Here is a 19,687-nt window from a genome sequence, read left to right as displayed (position 1 = left end):
AATAAATGGCTTACCGTAAACTAGGACGCACTAGCTCACAACGTAAAGCAATGCTTCGCGATTTGACAACTGACCTTTTGATCAACGAATCAATCGTGACAACTGAAGCTCGTGCTAAAGAAATCCGTAAAACTGTTGAAAAAATGATTACTCTAGGTAAACGTGGTGATTTGCATGCACGTCGTCAAGCAGCTGCTTTCGTACGTAATGAAATCGCATCTGAAAACTATGATGAAGCAACTGATAAGTACACTTCTACTACAGCACTTCAAAAATTGTTCTCAGAAATCGCACCTCGTTATGCTGAGCGTAACGGTGGATACACTCGTATCCTTAAAACTGAACCACGTCGTGGTGATGCAGCGCCAATGGCGATCATCGAATTAGTATAAAATCATCAATTTTGTTGAGTGTTATGATGATGGGGTCTTGTGCTCTTAGTCTAGCTCTGGTCTACCGCTAGGACTTATGTCCTAGCGGGAACACTCATCATAAGATGATAAGGTAGACGCTTGTTTACGAAATTGTTTTTTACTAAAGAACAATTTCGTAAGCAGGCGTTTTTGAGTATTTTATTAAGAAATATGCTATACTATGGAAAAAGATCAACAATGTTCATTTTTTCAAAAATATTCTATAAAGAGGTTATGAGCCAATAGACTATCAGTTTCAAGTTCTAAACTAGCGACTTGGTAAAAAAATACTAGTCTGGTACAAGATCAACTAAGAGATTTTTTAGGATTTCAACTTGGATAATTGTTCACTATTAAGTGATTTAGTTACTCTATCTCCCTTTTTCATTTTATTTTTGTCCGAAATGGATATTGTTCTGTGTTAGAAACGGAGTTTAATCATGAAAGCTATTATTACTGTTGTTGGTAAAGATAAATCTGGAATTGTTGCAGGTGTTGCGACAAAAATTGCTGAATTAGGCTTAAATATTGATGATATCTCACAAACAGTCTTGGATGAATTCTTTACAATGATGGCTGTGGTATCTAGTGATGAAAAACAAGATTTTACTCATCTTAGAAACGAATTTGAGGTTTTTGGTCAGACTTTGAATGTCAAAATCAATATTCAAAGTGCGGCTATTTTTGATGCTATGTACAATATCTAGGAGGTATTTATGGATATTAGACAAGTTACCGAAACAATCGCTATGATTGAGGAGCAAAACTTTGACATTAGAACCATTACCATGGGGATTTCCCTTTTGGACTGTATCGATCCAGATATCAATCGTGCTGCGGATAAAATATATGAAAAGATTACTACAAAAGCAGCTAATTTAGTGGCTGTTGGGGATGAAATTGCGGCTGAGCTGGGAATTCCCATCGTAAATAAACGGGTATCAGTTACTCCAATTTCCTTGATTGGTGCTGCTACCGATGCGACGGATTATGTAGTCTTAGCTAAAGCACTGGATGAAGCTGCGAAAGAAATTGGTGTTGACTTCATTGGTGGTTTTTCAGCCTTGGTACAAAAGGGTTATCAAAAAGGTGATGAAATCCTTATCAACTCCATTCCTCGTGCATTGGCAGAAACGGATAAGGTTTGTTCATCAGTAAATATCGGTTCTACCAAATCGGGCATCAATATGACTGCAGTAGCGGATATGGGGCGCATTATTAAGGAAACAGCTTCTTTATCTGATATGGGGGCGGCTAAATTGGTTGTATTTGCCAACGCGGTAGAGGACAATCCTTTTATGGCAGGCGCTTTTCATGGTGTAGGTGAAGCAGATGTCATCATCAATGTAGGTGTTTCAGGACCGGGTGTTGTCAAACGTGCCTTGGAAAAAGTTCGAGGTCAGAGCTTTGATGTTGTTGCTGAAACTGTTAAAAAAACAGCTTTCAAGATTACCCGTATTGGTCAATTGGTTGGTCAAATGGCTAGTGAGCGCCTCGGAGTTGATTTTGGGATTGTCGATTTGAGTTTAGCTCCAACTCCAGCAGTGGGTGATTCTGTAGCTCGTGTTCTTGAAGAAATGGGGCTAGAGACAGTTGGGACTCATGGAACGACTGCTGCATTGGCTCTCTTGAACGATCAAGTTAAAAAGGGCGGAGTTATGGCTTGCAACCAAGTTGGTGGTTTGTCAGGTGCTTTTATCCCAGTTTCTGAGGACGAGGGGATGATTGCTGCAGTGCAAAACGGCTCCCTTAATTTGGAAAAATTAGAAGCTATGACAGCTATCTGTTCAGTTGGTTTGGATATGATTGCCATTCCTGAGGATACACCTGCAGAAACGATTGCGGCAATGATTGCGGATGAAGCTGCTATCGGAGTCATCAATATGAAAACAACTGCTGTACGTATTATTCCAAAAGGAAAAGAAGGCGATATGATTGAATTTGGTGGCCTTTTAGGAACAGCTCCAGTCATGAAGGTCAACGGTGCATCATCTGTTGATTTTATTGCACGTGGAGGACAAATCCCGGCTCCAATCCATAGTTTTAAAAATTAAAAAGAAGTGGAATCTGTTTAAGTTGAATTTAAGGATAGACCTGTATACTACTATTATTAAATAAAGACCTCCTAACTTTATTTAATTAAAATCCTAACTTTTTCATAATAATCTCCTACAAAAGTCACTCCAAAGGGTGACTTTTGTTTTATCTCAAGAGAAAGTAGCATGTTCAAATTTGTAAATTTGTTCAAAAATAAGATGATTTAAAGGATAAAACTAGTTTTTTCATTCTGTAAAATGGGCTAAAACCTTGCTATGATTGGCTTTTTGAAAAATTATGGTATAATAGTAGTAGTTTTAATAGATGGAGTTGAATTTTGAAAAAACGCTTTCGTGTAAAAAAAGAGAAAGATTTTAGTGCAATATTTAAAAAAGGGGAGAGTTTTGCTAATCGTAAATTTGTTATTTATCGATTAGAAAATAATGAACAGCATTTTCGAGTTGGTCTGTCTGTCAGCAAAAAATTGGGAAACGCTGTCATGAGAAATCAGATCAAAAGAAGAATTCGACATATTCTGATTGAACATAAAAATCAGCTGGTTGAAAACGTAGATTTTGTTGTGATTGCTCGAAAAGGTGTTGAAATCTTGGACTACGCGGAAATGGAAAAAAATCTACTTCACGTATTAAAGTTATCAAAGATTTACCAGGAAGGAAATGGGAGTGAAAAAGAAATTACAGTTGACTAGCTTAATGGTGCTTGCTTTATTTGTGATGAGCGCCTGCACGGCTAGTGGTACGACGAGTGAGATTACAGCTGAATCAACAGATTTTTGGAGTAAATTTGTTTATTTTTTTGCTGAAACTATTCGCTTTTTATCATTTGATACAAGTATTGGTCTGGGGATTATTTTATTTACCCTTTTAATCAGAACCATTCTTTTACCAGTCTTTCAGATACAAATGGTGGCATCTAGAAAGATGCAAGAAGTACAACCACTTGTTAAGGAGTTGCGAGAACGTTATCCGGGACGGGATATGGAGAGCCGTACCAAGCTGGATCAAGAAATGCGTCAGTTGTTCAAGCAACATGGTGTGAAGCAGTCAGCTTCTCTTTGGCCAATCTTAATCCAAATGCCAGTCTTGTTGGCCTTGTTCCAAGCTTTGAGTAGGGTAGAATTTCTAAAAACGGGTCATTTCTTATGGATTAACCTTGGTGGTGTTGATACGACTTTTGTTTTGCCTATTCTGGCAGCTATCTTTACTTTCCTTAGCACCTGGTTATCCAATAAGGCCATGGTTGAGAAAAATGGTGCTATGACAGGAATGATGTATGCAATGCCAGTCATGATTTTCTTCTTTGCCATGTATTCACCAAGTGGGGTTGCCTTATACTGGGCGGTATCCAATGCTTATCAGGTGCTCCAAACCTATCTGCTCAACAATCCATTTAAGATTATTGCAGAGCGTGAGGCAGGAGTACAGGCTAAGAAGGATTTAGAAATCAAGAAGAGAAAAGCTCTCAAGAAAGCACAGAAAAAGAAAAAGTAAGGAGGAATCTTGTAATGGTATTATTTACAGGTTCAACTGTTGAGGAAGCGATCCAAACGGGATTGAAGGAATTGGGGATTCCTAGAATGAAGGCGCATATCAAGGTTGTCTCAAGGGAGAAAAAAGGTTTCTTTGGCCTTTTTGGGAAGAAACCAGCGCAAGTTGATATCGAAGCAATTAGTGAGACAACTGTTGTGAAGGCAAATCAGCAAGCAGTGAAGGGAGTTCCAAAGGAAGTTAATGCTAAGAACGAACCCGTTAAGACTGTTAGTGAAGCAACAGTAGACTTAGGCCATGTTGTTGAAGCAATTAAGAAAATCGAGGAAGAAGGACAAGGGATCTCTGAAGAAGTTAAGGCCGAAATTCTTAAAAATGAGAAAGAAGCTAGTACAATTTTAGAGGAGACTGGTCATATTGCCATTCTAAAAGATTTACTGCCAGAAGAATCTAAAGAGCAGGAAGAAGTCGAGCAGAATGATGATTTAGAAAATCTAGGTTTGAAGATTGAACCGACCTATGATATTGACCAGGTGGTCGAAGAAGTAACCAATTATGTTCAAGGTATTATTGATGATATGGATGTTGAGGGAGCAATTTCAAGTACCTCAAATCGCCGTTCTATCAATATGCAAATTGATACCAATGAACCGGGTCGTATTATCGGTTACCATGGTAAGGTCTTGAAATCTCTTCAGCTCTTAGCGCAAAATTATCTTTATAACCGCTATTCAAGAACCTTCTATATTACCATCAATGTTAATGACTATGTAGAGCACCGTGCAGAAGTCTTGCAAAGCTATGCACAGAAGTTAGCTACACGTGTCCTAGAAGAGGGGCGAAGCCAGGTGACTGATCCAATGTCTAGTAGCGAACGTAAAATTATCCATCGTATCATCTCACGTATGGAAGGTGTCACTAGTTATTCAGAAGGTGATGAGCCAAATCGTTACGTTGTTGTTGATACAGAATAAAATAGAAAATCAGGGCTTCCCTGATTTTTTGCTAGCTAAGGGAGGTTAATCCTATGTTGAATACAATGAGAGACTACCTTGCATACTCTGGCTTACAGTATCAAAAACCAGAGAAGGCAGGACAAGATGCTGAGAAAATGCTATATTTGAGGAGTAAGGGACAGGAAGCTAGAAAGGCTTTTACAGAACTGGCTAAAGCTTTTCAAGCAAGCCATCCAGAATGGCAACTCCAACAGACTAGCCAGTGGATGAACCAAGCGCAGCGCTTGCGACCACATTTTTGGGTTTATCTACAGCGTGAGGGGAAAGTGACAGAGCCAATGATGGCTCTTCGTTTGTATGGAAATCAGAATAATTGGGGAATCTCTATAGAAGTCAGCTTTGTAGAGAGAAAGAAAGATGAGACTACCTTGTCAAAACAAGCTAAAATATTGGATATCCCGGTGGTTGATGGAATCTATTATTGGGTTCAGAAAAACGATGAAAGCTATAGAGTACAAGCTACTGAGGAGAATAGACAACTTTTAAGACAACAATTATCCAATCAGGAGATTCGTAAGGTTTTAGTAAAAGTTGATATTCCAGTAGCTGATGAAGATACTATAGATAAAGTTCTAGAAAAACTTGATAGAGGTTTTGAAAAACTATCACCTTACTATCAAGTGACTAGAGATTAGTATAATCGGCTGAGTCATTTTATAGTAAATTGTTTTATTGCTATTCTATCTGTTTTTTCATATAATAGTAGAATAGGATATGTGATAAACTTATCACCTTAAATAGAAAGGAAATTCTATGTCAAATCTATCTGTTAATGCTATTCGTTTCTTGGGTATTGACGCTATCAATAAAGCGAACTCAGGTCACCCAGGGGTGGTTATGGGAGCTGCACCGATGGCATACAGCCTATTCACTAAAGAACTTCGTATCAATCCAGCTCAACCAAACTGGATTAACCGCGACCGTTTTATTCTTTCAGCGGGTCACGGGTCAATGCTTCTCTATGCCCTTCTTCACCTTTCTGGATTTGAAGATGTGAGCATGGATGAAGTAAAGAGCTTCCGTCAATGGGGTTCTAAAACTCCAGGTCACCCAGAATTTGGTCATACAGCAGGGGTTGATGCAACAACAGGTCCTCTAGGACAAGGGATTGCGACTGCGACAGGTTTTGCACAAGCAGAACGTTTCCTTGCAGCCAAGTATAACCGCGAAGGTTATAACATCTTTGATCACTACACATATGTTATCTGTGGAGATGGTGACTTGATGGAAGGTGTATCAAGTGAAGCTGCTTCTTATGCAGGTTTGCAGAAACTTGACAAATTGGTTGTTCTCTATGATTCAAATGATATCAACTTGGACGGTGAGACAAAAGATTCATTCACAGAGAGTGTTCGCGATCGTTATAATGCCTACGGTTGGCATACAGCCTTGGTAGAAGATGGGACAGACTTAGAAGCTATTCAAGCAGCTATTGAAGAAGCTAAGGCTTCAGGAAAACCATCTTTGATTGAAGTGAAAACTGTTATTGGTTATGGTTCGCCAAACAAACAAGGAACTAATGCCGTACACGGTGCTCCTCTTGGTGCAGACGAAACTGCTGCAACTCGTCAAGCCCTTGGTTGGGACTACGAACCATTTGAAATCCCAGCAGAAGTTTATGCTGATTTCAAAGAAAATGTTGCGGACCGAGGTGCATCAGCATATGAAGCATGGACAAAACTAGTTGCAGATTATAAAGGAGCTTACCCAGAGCTTGCTGCAGAAGTGGAAGCAATCATCGACGGACGCGATCCAGTTGAATTGACTCCAGAAGACTTCCCAGCTTTAGAAAATGGCTTCTCTCAAGCAACTCGTAACTCAAGCCAAGATGCTTTAAATGTAGTGGCTGCTAAATTGCCAACCTTCCTTGGTGGATCAGCTGACCTTGCTCATTCAAATATGACTTACATCAAAACTGACGGACTTCAGGACGATGCAAATCGTTTGAACCGTAATATCCAATTTGGTGTTCGTGAATTTGCAATGGGAACTGTTTTGAACGGGATGACTCTTCACGGTGGACTTCGAGTTTACGGTGGAACTTTCTTCGTATTCTCAGACTACCTTAAAGCAGCAGTTCGTTTGTCAGCTCTACAAGGTCTTCCTGTGACCTATGTCTTTACTCACGATTCAATCGCAGTTGGTGAAGATGGACCAACTCATGAACCAATTGAGCACTTGGCAGGACTTCGTGCGATTCCAAATCTCAACGTTTTCCGTCCAGCAGATGCGCGTGAAACTCAAGCAGCTTGGTACCTTGCAGTGAAGAGTGAGAAAACACCAACTGCTCTTGTCTTGACTCGTCAAAACTTGACTGTTGAGGAAGGAACTGACTTTAATAAGGTTGCGAAAGGTGCTTATGTTGTCTATGAAAATGCAGCAGACTTTGACACGATTTTGATTGCAACAGGTTCAGAAGTGAACCTAGCTGTTTCAGCTGCTAAAGAATTGGCAAGTCAAGGTGGTAAGGTGCGCGTGGTAAGTATGCCTTCAACGGATGTTTTTGATGTTCAAGATGCAGCTTATAAAGAAGAAATCCTACCAAATGCAGTTCGTCGTCGCGTAGCAATTGAGATGGGTGCTAGCCAAAACTGGTATAAATATGTTGGGCTTGATGGAGCAGTTCTCGGTATTGATACCTTTGGAGCATCTGCCCCAGCACCAAAAGTATTGGCAGAATATGGCTTTACAGTTGAAAACTTAGTAGAACTTGTAAACAATTTGAAATAAGAAAAATCAGGGCGTTTGCTTTGGTTTTTTATTGACCTAAAATCAAGGTGCAATCTTGTAAAAACAAGTGAAATTTGATATAGTAGTTTTATCTGAATTACAAAGGAGAAAAAATAATGGGTGGGAATTTAACATTCTTGATTATGCTTGTTTTGATGTTTGGCTTGATGTTCTTCATGCAACGTTCTCAAAAGAAACAAGCTGAAAAACGTATGGAGAGCCTCAACAAACTTCAAAAAGGCTACGAAGTAATCACTATCGGTGGTCTCTACGGTACAGTCGACGAAGTTGATACTGAAAACAAAACGATTGTACTTGATGTAGACGGAGTATACTTGACTTTCGAATTAGGTGCAATTAGAACAGTTTTGCCAGTTAAAGAAGCTGTCACACCTGAAGGTGCGGTTGTTGATGGTGAAAGCGCGATTGAAGAATAAAACGGGGTGGATTTCATTCCCGTTTTTCTATGATAATGAGGAGTAATGATGAAAAAGGTTGTTTTTGTTTGCCTTGGTAATATTTGCCGAAGTCCTATGGCAGAATTTGTTATGAAATCTTTAACCGATAATTGTGAGATTGAAAGTCGAGCAACTTCATCTTGGGAACACGGCAATCCAATTCACAAAGGGACTCAGAAAATCTTTAAAACTCACGGTATTCCTTATGATTCATCAAAAACGTCGCAACAAATCTCTAAGGATGATTTTGAATATTTTGACTATATTATCGGAATGGATGAGTCCAATCTTCTTGACTTGACTCGTATGTGTCCTCAAGAACAACAGCATAAGATAGAGGCGTTCGCTTCTGAAAGTGTTCCAGATCCATGGTATACAGGTGACTTTGACGAAACTTATGATCGAGTTTTAGCTGGTTGCCAAGCATGGCTAACACGTTTAGAAAATGAGGCAAAAAATGGATAATTTAAAGAAATTCTATGATAAATACAGTGTTTATATAACACGCCCTCGTTTAGAAATTGCGACGGTAGTAGTCATAGTCCTTTGTGCAATTTTTGTATTTGTAGGGAATATGCCAAAGCAAGGGGTTTTAAAACTGGATGGTGACTCAATTGTCTACGATGGGAGCATCGTTCGTGGAAAGATGAACGGTCAAGGAACAATGACCTTCTCAAATGGCGACACCTACACTGGACAATTTAAAAATGGGACATTCAATGGCAAAGGTACCTACCAAGCAAAGGATGGCTGGGTTTATGAAGGTGATTTTGTTAACGGCCAAGCTGAAGGAAAAGGAAAACTAACTACTGAGCAAGAAGTTGTCTATGAAGGCGACTTTAAACAAGGGCTCTTCCAACAAGCACAATAACCTCCTAACAAGGAGGTCTTTTATCAAAATGATAAGAAAGCGCTTCCTTGGGTTTTGCGTTAAAAATATCATAAAAAAAGTTTGTGAAATAAAATAATTTCAATATTATTTTCACAAAGATTGATAAAAGAGTGCATAAAAACAATAGTTTGATAAAAAATTTCACAATAAATTGAAAATTCTTTGTGAAATATCTATGAAACTGTTTACAAAGTATAAAAAAAGAGTTATAATAAACTTGTGAAAAATTTAACAAAGGATAATATCCTTAAAGGCTATGGAGGAAAATATGGCTGATAAAAAAAATGTGACACCTGAAGAAAAGAAACTTGCTGCAGAAAAGCATGTAGATGGATTAGTACAAAAAGCTTTGGTTGCGCTTGAAGAAATGCGCAAATTGAATCAAGAGCAAGTTGACTATATCGTGGCAAAAGCGTCTGTTGCCGCACTTGACGCGCACGGTATCCTTGCACAACATGCAGTTGAAGAAACTGGTCGTGGAGTATTTGAAGATAAGGCGACAAAAAATCTATTTGCCTGCGAACACGTAGTGAACAATATGCGTGGAGTTAAAACAGCTGGAGTTATCGAAGATGATCCAATTACAGGTTTGACGAAGATTGCGGAGCCAGTTGGAGTTATTTGTGGTATCACTCCAACAACAAACCCAACTTCAACAGCAATTTTCAAATCCTTGATTGCTTTGAAGACACGCAACCCAATCGTTTTCGCCTTCCACCCATCAGCTCAAGAATCTTCTGCTCATGCTGCACAAATCGTTCGTGATGCAGCCATCGCAGCTGGCGCACCTGAAAACTGTGTTCAATGGATTACAGAGCCATCTATGGAAGCAACTGGAGCGCTTATGAACCACGAAGGTGTTGCGACTATCCTCGCAACTGGTGGGAATGCCATGGTTAAAGCTGCATACTCATGTGGTAAACCAGCTCTTGGGGTAGGTGCCGGAAACGTTCCTGCCTATGTTGAAAAATCAGCTGACCTTCGTCAAGCTGCTCATGACATCGTTATGTCTAAATCATTTGATAATGGGATGGTCTGTGCATCAGAACAAGCGGTTATCATTGATAAAGAAGTGTATGACGAATTTGTAGAAGAATTCAAATCATACCATACTTACTTTGTAAACAAGAAAGAAAAAGCGCTTCTTGAAGAATTCTGTTTCGGCGTGAAAGCAAACAGCAAAAACTGTGCAGGTGCTAAACTAAACGCAAACATCGTTGGTAAACCAGCAGCATGGATTGCTGAACAAGCAGGATTTAGCGTTCCAGAAGGAACAAACATCTTGGCTGCAGAATGTGCAGAAGTAGGACCGAAAGAACCATTGACTCGTGAAAAATTGTCACCAGTCATCGCTGTCCTAAAAGCTGAAGATACAGAAGACGGTCTTAAAAAAGCTCGTCAAATGGTTGAGTTTAACGGACTTGGTCACTCAGCAGCTATCCATACAAAAGACGAAGCTCTTGCTAAACGCTTTGGTACAGAAATCAAAGCAATGCGTATTATCTGGAACTCTCCATCTACTTTCGGTGGTATCGGTGACGTATACAATGCCTTCATTCCATCATTGACACTTGGATGTGGCTCATATGGACACAACTCAGTTGGTGATAACGTGAGTGCGATCAACCTTCTAAACATCAAGAAAGTAGGGAAACGTAGAAATAATATGCAATGGTTTAAAGTTCCTTCAAAAATTTACTTCGAACGCAATTCTATCCAATACCTTCAAACATGTGAAGATATTGAACGCGTTATGATTGTTACAGACAAATCTATCGAAAAACTAGGCTTTGTTCAACGTGTTATTGATCAATTGAACAAACGTAGCAACCGTGTAACTATCCAAGTCTTCTCAGATGTTGAACCAGATCCAGACATCACAACTGTAGAACGTGGTGCTGAAGTGATGAAAGCATTTGAACCAGATACAATTATCGCTCTTGGTGGTGGTTCTCCAATGGATGCTGCTAAAGTAATGTGGCTCTTCTACGAACAACCAGAAATCGACTTCCGTGACTTGGTTCAAAAATTCATGGACATCCGTAAACGTGCCTTCCGCTTCCCATCACTTGGTAAGAAAGCGAAGTACATCGGTATTCCAACAACTTCAGGTACAGGTTCAGAAGTAACACCATTTGCCGTTATCTCTGATAAGAAAAACAACCGCAAATACCCATTAGCTGACTACTCATTGACACCAACTATTGCCATTGTTGACCCTGCTTTGGTTGAGTCAGTTCCAGACTTCATCGCTGCTGATACAGGTATGGACGTCTTGACTCACGCTACTGAAGCCTACACTTCAAACTTTGCTAACGACTACACAGACGGTATCGCCCTTCAAACAATCAAACTTGTCTTTGAATGGTTGGAAAAATCTGTTAAGACAGCTGACCCAGAAGCACGTGAAAAAATGCATAATGCATCTACAATGGCTGGTATGGCCTTCGCCAACGCCTTCCTTGGTATGAGCCACTCAATGGCCCACAAGATTGGTGGTGTTCACCATACTGTTCACGGACGTACAAACGCAATTTTGCTTCCATACGTTATCCGTTACAACGGTACTCGCCCATCAAAAACTACTACATGGCCTAAATACAACTACTGGAAAGCTGACGAAAAATTCCAAGATATTGCTAGAATGCTTGGCTTGCCTCACTCAACTCCAGAAGAAGCAGTTGAAGCTTATGCCAAAGCGGTTTACGATCTTGGTGTTGCAGTAGGTATCAAGATGAACTTCAAGGATCAAGGAATTGATGAAAAAGCTTGGAAAGATAGCTTGCATGAAATTGCTTTGCTTGCATATGAAGACCAATGTTCACCTGCAAACCCACGCTTACCAATGGTAGCTGACATGGAAGAAATCATGGCAGATGCTTACTATGGTTATGCAGAACGTCCAGGACGTCGTAAATAATCGTTTATCAGCCTAGAGACAGGAGAAATCCTGTCTCTATTTTTTGTAAAATTAATTGAAAAATGTTAGAATGAGCATGTAAGTTGATTTGAATTTCAAAGTTTTTATAATGATGCGAGGGTAAGTGCGAGCAGTGAATGAATTAGGAGATAAGGTACGGCTACTTAGAGAAGAGAAAGGACTTAGTCGTCCAGTTTTTTGTGGAGATGAGTCAGAACTGTCAGTTCGTCAGTTGGTCCGCATCGAAAAAGGAGAATTTCGTCCTACGATAAAAACACTAGAATACATTGCGGATAGGCTAGGCATTCCATCTTATGTCTTGATGCCAGACTATAAGGAATTACCCAAGCGTTACCAAGAATTAAAATACTTTCTTCTTCATCATCCTGACTATGGAGACAAAGAGTTACAGGAACAGAAGGAAGAATATTTTGATGAGATTTTTGAATGTTTTTATGATGATTTGCCACGTGATGAGAAAGTACTAGTGGATTGTCTTCAAGCTATAGATGAAGTGAGAGCGACTAGTAATTCCTTATACGGAAGCAGTGTGATTGAGGGCGGTCTTCAAGACTTACTATCCAGAGATGTATATAAAGTTGAGGACCTTTTGAAATTGAGACTGTATTTCAACTGTCAGTTAATGGATGGTTTAAATGTGGGTGAGATAAAAGAATCTGAGCATGAAACCATTCTTTGTTTTCATGACAAACTAAGTTCTCAGGTTGATAAGATAGAGTTCGATTGTTTGGACTTGCTTAGAGATTCCTTGTTAGCTTCTTTAGCTTGTATAGAAATTATGGGACTGTTTCATTATTTTAAGAGGGCAGTTGAAACGTTAAATAAAATAGGGCAAAAAACACGAGATTTTCAAAAACAACCGATTGTCTTGATGGTGGAGTGGAAATATTATATTCAGACGGATTATGATACAGCCAAACAAAAGTATGAAGAAGCAAAAATGATGGCAAGGATATTTGGTAATGAACAGTTACTAATTAGTTTAGATAATGAATGGACCGAGGACCTAGAAAGATATCGTTAAATGGTTTATAGGAGTGACATTTCTGTCATTGGGGAAATGTCATTTTTTTGTTACAATGAATTCGTAAAAAAGAGAAAGGAATTTTTTGATTCCTTTTGAATCTGATTGATAAATATAGTTTGTATCGTTATACGATATCACAAGTGATTAAAGGAGATGCCATGTCGATTTTATCCATTAAAAATATTTCAAAATTTTACGCCTTGGATGGTAATAATCAAGAACAGGCTTTAAAGAATATAAACCTGCAGATTGAAGAAGGGAAAATTACTGCGATTTATGGTCCGTCAGGCTGTGGAAAAACTAGTCTACTGAATATCATCAGTGGCCTAGATAGAGAGTATGAGGGAATTTTAGCTTTTAAAGGAGAACCTCTCAGGGATTTATCAGAGATTGAATTAACTCAATTCCGTAAAGATAATATTGGATTTGTATTTCAAAACTTCAATCTCATTCCTCACCAGTCTGTTTTGGACAATGTTAAGTTGCCTCTCTATGTCAAAGATTTATCCGATAAAGAAATGACAAGGATAGCTCAAGAGCAACTAGTCAGTTTAGGAATGGAACCTTTTATGGCTAAAAATGTCAAGCAACTTTCTGGAGGTCAAAAGCAACGTGTAGCCATTGCGCGTGCTCTGGTCAATCGACCGGATATGATTGTAGCTGATGAACCAACAGGATCGCTGGATTCTCAATCTCAAGAAATGGTATTAGAAGTATTTAAAAGTTTGGCCAAATCTGGGAAAACAGTACTGATTGTTACTCATAACCCAGAAGTAGCTGAATATGCAGATGTAATTATCAAAATGAAGGATGGTGAAGTCGTTGAAGAAGTCAAAAAATAAAGGATTATCTTTTAAAAATAAATTCAAACTTTCTTTGAGTAACTTTATGGAAAGAAAGTGGCGAAACTTGTTGATTGCAGTAGCAACCTCGATCGGTTTTGTAGGCGTGTTGATTTCTTTTGGTCTAGGGAATGCCTTGATTTCGATGATTGATGAAAATACCAACGGAGGTAAGCTCCCTTCCCAAGTTCAGATTGCACTGAATTCAAGCGTTGCTGGAAGAGGTTTTCTAAACCAAGAAGATAAGAACTATATCACAGATACAATTGGGAAAGAAAATATTAAATATCTAGAGAGTCCTTTTGGTATGACCATGTCAAAGATGAGCATAGACGGACACGAAGTGGATTTTAGCCAAGCCCTGCCTTCTTATGCTCAGGTCGTGAGTTTGTATGAAGATACAAGTATTTCTGTTACTAGCAATGAAAAAGAAAAAGTGCTAGCAGGCTCTCTTTATACGGATGTTAACGAACAGGGATTAACGATTCCGATGAGTTTGCTCAAAAATTGGAATGAACAAACAGGGAACAATCTGACAGCTAGTGATGTTATTGACAAACCAGTATCGGCAACCATTGTAGAAAATGCTGCTGAAGGTAGCAAGTTGGCAGGTTTTCAAACTCATATTGTGCGTGTCATCAATGACGAAGATGATGCAGAAGATAGTAATAGTTTTATGGCTTCCAAGCAGATGGAAACGATTTTAAAAGAAGCTGAATTCACAAAGGCCGTATCTTATTTTATTTTAGAACTTAAAGACCCATCTCGTACGAAAACAGTAACAGAAGAATTGCAGAAAAATAAGAAGTATACAGTTCTTTCTCAACAGGCTGTTCTTGATATTGTGATTACCTTTATTCGTGTCATCCAGGGATTACTGATTGTGCTTTCTTCACAAGCGATTGTGGTGGCAGCAGTTATGATAGGCATCATCATTTATATCAATATCATGCAACGTTCTAAGGAAATCGGTGTCATGAAGGCCGTTGGCTATCAAAATAGAGATGTGAAAGGAATCTTTATCTACGAAGCTCTTTGGATTGTAGGGATCGCCTTACTAATAGCCTTTATCATTGCACAAGGGCTGGGAAGTCTAGCGAATATTATTGTCCACCATTTCTATCCGTCTATCTCTAAAGTTTTTGAATTAAATCTTCTCTCCGTTTCAGGAACTCTTGTTTTTGCTTTGTTTCTTGGCTATGGTTCAGCCTTCTTCCCAGCACGTAAGATTAGCAAAATGGATCCAGTGGAATCTTTACGCTATGAATAGGGGGAGCACGGTATTAAAAAGAAAGTAGTTTGAAAATCAAGGCCAGCACTTGCAATTTAGCTTAAATAGTTATATAATAAGAACGTTGAAAGGTGATTTGTAGTGATTCAAGTTACTCTTTTCACAATAAAATTTTCATGATTTTCATAAGGAGGAAATCACTAATGGTAGTTAAAGTTGGTATTAACGGTTTCGGACGTATCGGTCGTCTTGCTTTCCGTCGTATCCAAAACGTAGAAGGTGTTGAAGTTACTCGCATCAACGACCTTACAGACCCAGTTATGCTTGCACACTTGTTGAAATACGATACAACTCAAGGTCGTTTCGATGGTACTGTGGAAGTTAAAGAAGGTGGATTCGAAGTTAACGGTAAATTCGTTAAAGTTTCTGCTGAACGCGATCCAGAACAAATCGACTGGGCTAACGACGGTGTAGAAATCGTTCTTGAAGCAACTGGTTTCTTTGCTACTAAAGCAGCTGCTGAAAAACACTTGCATGCTGGTGGTGCTAAGAAAGTTGTTATCACTGCTCCTGGTGGATCAGATGTTAAAACAGTCGTATTTAACACTAACCACGATATTCTTGATGGTACTGAAACAGTTATCTCAGGTGCTTCATGTACTACAAACTGTTTGGCTCCAATGGCTAAAGCTCTTCATGACAACTTCGGTATCGTTGAAGGTTTGATGACTACTATCCACGGTTACACTGGTGACCAAATGGTTCTTGACGGACCACACCGTAAAGGTGACCTTCGCCGTGCTCGTGCTGCTGCAGCTAACATTGTTCCTAACTCAACTGGTGCTGCTAAAGCAATCGGTTTGGTTATCCCTGAATTGAATGGTAAATTGGACGGAGCTGCTCAACGTGTTCCTGTACCAACTGGTTCAGTAACTGAATTGGTAGCAGTTCTTGACAAGAACGTTACTGTTGATGAAGTAAACGCAGCTATGAAAGCAGCTTCTAACGAATCATACGGATACACTGAAGATCCAATCGTATCTTCTGATATCGTAGGTATGTCATTCGGTTCATTGTTTGATGCAACTCAAACTAAAGTTCTTGATGTTGACGGTAAACAATTGGTTAAAGTTGTTTCATGGTATGACAACGAAATGTCTTACACTTCACAACTTGTTCGTACTCTTGAATACTTCGCTAAAATCGCTAAATAATTCCTGAGTCAATCAAAGCAAGGCCGACTGGCCTTGCTTTTTGCTTATAATAAAAATGGATGATGAAATCATCCATTTTGTTTTAATTCTCTTTCAAATGTATCTGATAGCGCAGTAAAGCTTAATTTTTTTAAAGTTAGAGGGTGGATAAAGGATAGATTAAATGCGTGAAGCATCAGTCTGCTAGTTTTGGAATGTGGATTGTAGAGAGGGTCTCCAAGAATTGGATGACCGTGGTGAGATAGATGAACTCGAATCTGATGAGTACGTCCTGTTTTTAATCGACAACGAAGAAGACTGGTTTTGTGTTGAAATTGCTTCAATCGAGTTACATGAGTTTCAGCATATTGACCATTTTTGAAATCCACCACCCGTTTTCTACGATCGTGACGATCACGACCGATTTTGTCTCGAAAGACAAGCTCTTTAGTTCCTATGTTCCCCTCAACCAGAGCCCAGTATTCGCGGGAGATTTCTTTTTTCTCCAATAATCGATTTAGGATGGGCAGTATAAATGGATTTTTAGCAAATAGTACGAGTCCACTTGTTTCTTTGTCTAGTCTATGAACGACATAGCAAGTTTGACCTACATAGGCGCTGACATGATTGAGAAGAGCAATCTCATCAGGCTGATTTCCATGTGTTTTCATACCCTCGGGTTTGTTGACGATGATTAAATGTTGGTCCTGATAAACTTCTTGGACAAGATTAGGATTCCCCCAAACAATTTCTTTTGTAGGATAATCTTCCTCATCGAAAATCAGTTGACATTCATCTCCGGCTTTGACAGTTTGATGCCAATGGACTTCTTCTTGATTGATGAGAATGTGCTTTTTAATTCTCAAGAAATGCCGTATTTTTCTTGGAATGAGTAGTTGATCTTCCAAGAAGACTTTGACAGTCATTTCAGGAAGAGAGTCAGGGATAACAAAGGTAAATTTCATACAGATATTGTAACAAAAAATAGATTATTTGGATAGAGAAACTAGCTAAATTCTTGTCTTCCTATGGGGAAGATGATAAAATAAACGCATGAAATTAGATACATTATTTGAAAAGTTTCTTTCTTTATTTAAAAAAGAAGAAGCTGAAATGGAAGAAATAGAAATCGACGAAGCTAATAATGAAGAAAATACCTCGACTAATTTAAGACGGTCAAGAGGTGGGCGAAAGAAAGTTGGGCAAGTCGGACCTATTCGAAAATTTTGGCGTCGCTATCATTTGACCAAAATCTTTCTAATTCTTGGACTAAGTGCAAGCTTGTTTGTTGGGGTCTATCTATTTGCCTTGGCTAAATCGACAAATGTTACAGACTTGCAGAATGCTTTGAAAACACGAACGGTGATTTTTGACAGAGAAGAGAATGAGGCTGGTGCCTTGTCAGGCCAAAAAGGGACCTATGTTGAACTTTCGGAAATTAGTGAAGATTTGCAGAATGCTGTTATTGCGACAGAAGATAGAAGCTTCTATAAAAATAGCGGAATTAACTATAGTCGCTTTTTCCTAGCTATCCTAACAGCTGGTCGCTCGGGTGGTGGTTCTACAATTACCCAACAGTTAGCGAAAAATGCTTATCTTTCACAAGACCAAACTGTTCAGAGAAAGGCTAAAGAATTCTTTCTTGCTTTAGAATTAACCAAAAAATACAGTAAAAAAGAAATTCTAACCATGTATTTGAACAATGCCTACTTCGGTAATGGAGTTTGGGGTGTTGAGGATGCTAGTAAAAAGTACTTTGGAGTTTCGGCATCGGAATTAACTCTTGATGAAGCCGCCACTTTAGCAGGTATGCTTAAAGGCCCAGAATTGTACAATCCTCTGAATTCCATTGAGCATTCAACTAATCGAAGAGATACTGTCTTACAAAATATGGTGGCTGCCGGCTACCTTGATAAAAATAAGGAAGCAGAAGCAGCAAGTGTTGATATGGCTTCTCAATTGAAAGATAGTTATGAAGGGAAAATATCAGACTACCGTTATCCTTCTTATTTTGATGCAGTTGTTAATGAAGCTATTGAAAAGTATAATCTAACAGAGGAAGAAATCGTTAATAACGGTTATCGAATTTATACGGAGCTAGATCAAAATTACCAAGCAAATATGCAGGTTATCTATCAAAACACTTCGCTCTTTCCGACAGCTGAAGATGGGACACATGCAGAGTCTGGTAGTGTCGCTTTGGAGCCAAAAACGGGTGGAGTTCGAGGAGTTGTTGGTCGAGTGGCAGGGGATGATAAGACAGGTTTCAGGAATTTTAACTATGCAACCCAATCAAAAAGAAGTCCAGGGTCGACTATTAAACCCTTGATAGTGTACACACCAGCGGTTGAAGCGGGTTGGTCTCTTAATAAGGAGTTGGATAATCATACCATGCAATATGGTGATTATAAAGTAGACAACTACGCAGGAATCAAGACATCACGAGAAGTACCCATGTATCAAGCTTTGGCAAAATCTCTAAATTTACCTGCAGTAGCTACTGTTAAAGAACTTGGAATTGATAAAGCCTTTGAAGCGGGTGAAAAGTTTGGTCTCAACATGAGCGATGTAGATCATGTGCTTGGAGTAGCTTTAGGTGGTGGCGTAGAAACGAACCCTCTTCAGATGGCCCAAGCCTACGCAGTGTTTGCAAATGAAGGACTCATGCCGGATGCTCACTTTATCACCCGTATTGAAAATGCTAGTGGTCAAGTGATTGCTACTCATAAAAATACTCAAAAACGAGTGGTTGACAAATCGGTAGCTGATAAAATGACCAGTATGATGTTAGGTACTTTTACAAATGGTACAGGAGTCAGTTCGTCTCCAGATGATTATGTAATGGCAGGAAAAACAGGAACAACAGAGGCAGCCTTTAACCCAGAATATACCAGTGATCAATGGGTGATTGGGTATACCCCTGATTTAGTGATTAGCCACTGGCTTGGTTTCCCGACTACTGATGAAAATCACTATTTAGCAGGTTCGACTTCGAATGGTGCTGCTCACATTTTTAGAAGTATGGCGGAAACAATCCTACCATATACGCCAGGTAGCACCTTTACAGTTGAAAATGCTTATAAAATGAATGGTATTGCACCAGAAAATACACCTAAACAAACTACAAGTGATACTAGTACGCAGTCGGATGATATATTAGCAGATATTCGTGGACGAGCACAAAATCTGGTCGATGAAGCAGGAAAAGCTATTTCAGATGCTAAGATTAAAGAAAAAGCTCAGACAGTTTGGGATACCATTGTAGATCTGTTTCGCTAAATTGTTTAAAAGGTAAAAGGCAAGGATTCAAATCTTTGTCTTTTTTACCCTCACTTGTCAGTATTCACAACTGCCATAACATTAGAGAGTAAAAACAGCACAAGACAGAAACCAAACCCC

Annotated in this window: 18 protein-coding genes; 17 read left to right on the top strand and 1 reads right to left on the bottom strand. The window is 39.1% G+C overall.

Annotated elements, in window-relative coordinates; translation table 11 throughout:
* Positions 1-5 precede the first annotated feature (5 nt).
* From rplQ to gap, 16 genes are all read left to right on the top strand, one after another.
* On the top strand, positions 6-392 hold the full coding sequence (gene rplQ, locus O3633_RS06015; protein WP_000331493.1) for a 50S ribosomal protein L17: 387 nt from the start codon (positions 6-8) through the stop codon (positions 390-392).
* Positions 393-853: 461 nt separating this feature from the next.
* Positions 854-1,120 carry an ACT domain-containing protein gene (locus tag O3633_RS06010; RefSeq protein ID WP_000644115.1) on the top strand — a complete coding sequence of 89 codons (267 nt, stop codon included), beginning with the start codon at positions 854-856 and terminating at the stop codon, positions 1,118-1,120.
* A 9-nt stretch (positions 1,121-1,129) separates the two neighbouring features.
* A complete protein-coding gene (locus O3633_RS06005; protein WP_049530288.1) occupies positions 1,130-2,467 on the top strand; it encodes a PFL family protein in 1,338 nt (445 codons plus the stop codon).
* 320 nt (positions 2,468-2,787) lie between these two features.
* A complete protein-coding gene (gene rnpA / locus O3633_RS06000; RefSeq protein WP_000745628.1) occupies positions 2,788-3,159 on the top strand; it encodes a ribonuclease P protein component in 372 nt (123 codons plus the stop codon).
* Positions 3,134-3,961 (top strand): membrane protein insertase YidC, encoded by an 828-nt coding sequence (locus O3633_RS05995; protein ID WP_162837480.1) that lies wholly within the window; start codon positions 3,134-3,136, stop codon positions 3,959-3,961. The genes rnpA and O3633_RS05995 overlap by 26 nt, the downstream gene beginning before the upstream one ends.
* Before the next feature lie 14 nt (positions 3,962-3,975).
* The gene (gene jag, locus O3633_RS05990) at positions 3,976-4,932 is read left to right on the top strand and encodes an RNA-binding cell elongation regulator Jag/EloR (RefSeq protein WP_049504883.1); all 957 of its coding nucleotides are present in this window, start codon (positions 3,976-3,978) and stop codon (positions 4,930-4,932) included.
* Positions 4,933-4,985: 53 nt separating this feature from the next.
* Positions 4,986-5,609, top strand: coding sequence for a hypothetical protein (locus O3633_RS05985; protein WP_049530287.1), 624 nt, complete (start codon positions 4,986-4,988; stop codon positions 5,607-5,609).
* A gap of 118 nt (positions 5,610-5,727) precedes the next feature.
* Entirely contained in the window at positions 5,728-7,704 is a 1,977-nt protein-coding gene (gene tkt / locus O3633_RS05980; RefSeq protein WP_049530286.1) for a transketolase, read from the top strand.
* A 116-nt stretch (positions 7,705-7,820) separates the two neighbouring features.
* Entirely contained in the window at positions 7,821-8,141 is a 321-nt protein-coding gene (gene yajC, locus O3633_RS05975) for a preprotein translocase subunit YajC (RefSeq protein ID WP_049530284.1), read from the top strand.
* 48 nt (positions 8,142-8,189) lie between these two features.
* Complete coding sequence (locus O3633_RS05970) at positions 8,190-8,627, top strand: low molecular weight protein-tyrosine-phosphatase (protein ID WP_049530283.1); 438 nt, start codon at positions 8,190-8,192, stop codon at positions 8,625-8,627.
* Positions 8,620-9,033, top strand: coding sequence for an MORN repeat-containing protein (locus O3633_RS05965; protein ID WP_049530281.1), 414 nt, complete (start codon positions 8,620-8,622; stop codon positions 9,031-9,033). The genes O3633_RS05970 and O3633_RS05965 overlap by 8 nt, the downstream gene beginning before the upstream one ends.
* Before the next feature lie 289 nt (positions 9,034-9,322).
* Positions 9,323-11,974, top strand: a complete 2,652-nt coding sequence (gene adhE, locus O3633_RS05960; RefSeq protein WP_371620732.1) for a bifunctional acetaldehyde-CoA/alcohol dehydrogenase — start codon at positions 9,323-9,325, stop codon at positions 11,972-11,974.
* Positions 11,975-12,098: 124 nt separating this feature from the next.
* On the top strand, positions 12,099-13,019 hold the full coding sequence (locus tag O3633_RS05955) for a helix-turn-helix domain-containing protein (RefSeq protein ID WP_371620731.1): 921 nt from the start codon (positions 12,099-12,101) through the stop codon (positions 13,017-13,019).
* A gap of 161 nt (positions 13,020-13,180) precedes the next feature.
* Entirely contained in the window at positions 13,181-13,864 is a 684-nt protein-coding gene (locus tag O3633_RS05950) for an ABC transporter ATP-binding protein (RefSeq protein ID WP_371620730.1), read from the top strand.
* Entirely contained in the window at positions 13,833-15,134 is a 1,302-nt protein-coding gene (locus O3633_RS05945; RefSeq protein WP_371620729.1) for an ABC transporter permease, read from the top strand. Before O3633_RS05950 ends, O3633_RS05945 begins: the two co-directional genes overlap by 32 nt.
* A 164-nt stretch (positions 15,135-15,298) precedes the next feature.
* Positions 15,299-16,309, top strand: coding sequence for a type I glyceraldehyde-3-phosphate dehydrogenase (gap, locus tag O3633_RS05940; protein WP_000260673.1), 1,011 nt, complete (start codon positions 15,299-15,301; stop codon positions 16,307-16,309).
* A 68-nt stretch (positions 16,310-16,377) separates the two neighbouring features.
* On the opposite strand, the gene O3633_RS05935 is transcribed toward gap, so the two are convergent.
* A complete protein-coding gene (locus O3633_RS05935; protein WP_371620728.1) occupies positions 16,378-17,253 on the bottom strand; it encodes an RluA family pseudouridine synthase in 876 nt (291 codons plus the stop codon).
* Positions 17,254-17,341: 88 nt separating this feature from the next.
* Here O3633_RS05935 and pbp2a point away from each other — a divergent pair, with 88 nt between their 5' ends.
* On the top strand, positions 17,342-19,567 hold the full coding sequence (pbp2a, locus tag O3633_RS05930; RefSeq protein ID WP_371620727.1) for a penicillin-binding protein PBP2A: 2,226 nt from the start codon (positions 17,342-17,344) through the stop codon (positions 19,565-19,567).
* Positions 19,568-19,687: the final 120 nt, after the last annotated feature.

Source organism: Streptococcus sp. 27098_8_22 (genome assembly GCF_041432415.1).
Lineage (GTDB): Bacteria > Bacillota > Bacilli > Lactobacillales > Streptococcaceae > Streptococcus > Streptococcus pseudopneumoniae_M.
The sequence above is the reverse complement of the archived record's forward strand: the minus strand, read 5'-3'. Positions and strand labels throughout refer to the sequence as shown.

Coding starts and splice junctions, on each gene's coding strand:
- rplQ (WP_000331493.1), top strand. CDS start 6: ATGGCTTACCGTAAACTAGGACGCACTAGCTCACAACGTAAAGCAATG.
- O3633_RS06010 (WP_000644115.1), top strand. CDS start 854: ATGAAAGCTATTATTACTGTTGTTGGTAAAGATAAATCTGGAATTGTT.
- O3633_RS06005 (WP_049530288.1), top strand. CDS start 1,130: ATGGATATTAGACAAGTTACCGAAACAATCGCTATGATTGAGGAGCAA.
- jag (WP_049504883.1), top strand. CDS start 3,976: ATGGTATTATTTACAGGTTCAACTGTTGAGGAAGCGATCCAAACGGGA.
- O3633_RS05985 (WP_049530287.1), top strand. CDS start 4,986: ATGTTGAATACAATGAGAGACTACCTTGCATACTCTGGCTTACAGTAT.
- tkt (WP_049530286.1), top strand. CDS start 5,728: ATGTCAAATCTATCTGTTAATGCTATTCGTTTCTTGGGTATTGACGCT.
- yajC (WP_049530284.1), top strand. CDS start 7,821: ATGGGTGGGAATTTAACATTCTTGATTATGCTTGTTTTGATGTTTGGC.
- O3633_RS05970 (WP_049530283.1), top strand. CDS start 8,190: ATGAAAAAGGTTGTTTTTGTTTGCCTTGGTAATATTTGCCGAAGTCCT.
- O3633_RS05965 (WP_049530281.1), top strand. CDS start 8,620: ATGGATAATTTAAAGAAATTCTATGATAAATACAGTGTTTATATAACA.
- adhE (WP_371620732.1), top strand. CDS start 9,323: ATGGCTGATAAAAAAAATGTGACACCTGAAGAAAAGAAACTTGCTGCA.
- O3633_RS05950 (WP_371620730.1), top strand. CDS start 13,181: ATGTCGATTTTATCCATTAAAAATATTTCAAAATTTTACGCCTTGGAT.
- O3633_RS05945 (WP_371620729.1), top strand. CDS start 13,833: ATGGTGAAGTCGTTGAAGAAGTCAAAAAATAAAGGATTATCTTTTAAA.
- gap (WP_000260673.1), top strand. CDS start 15,299: ATGGTAGTTAAAGTTGGTATTAACGGTTTCGGACGTATCGGTCGTCTT.
- O3633_RS05935 (WP_371620728.1), bottom strand. CDS start 17,253: ATGAAATTTACCTTTGTTATCCCTGACTCTCTTCCTGAAATGACTGTC.
- pbp2a (WP_371620727.1), top strand. CDS start 17,342: ATGAAATTAGATACATTATTTGAAAAGTTTCTTTCTTTATTTAAAAAA.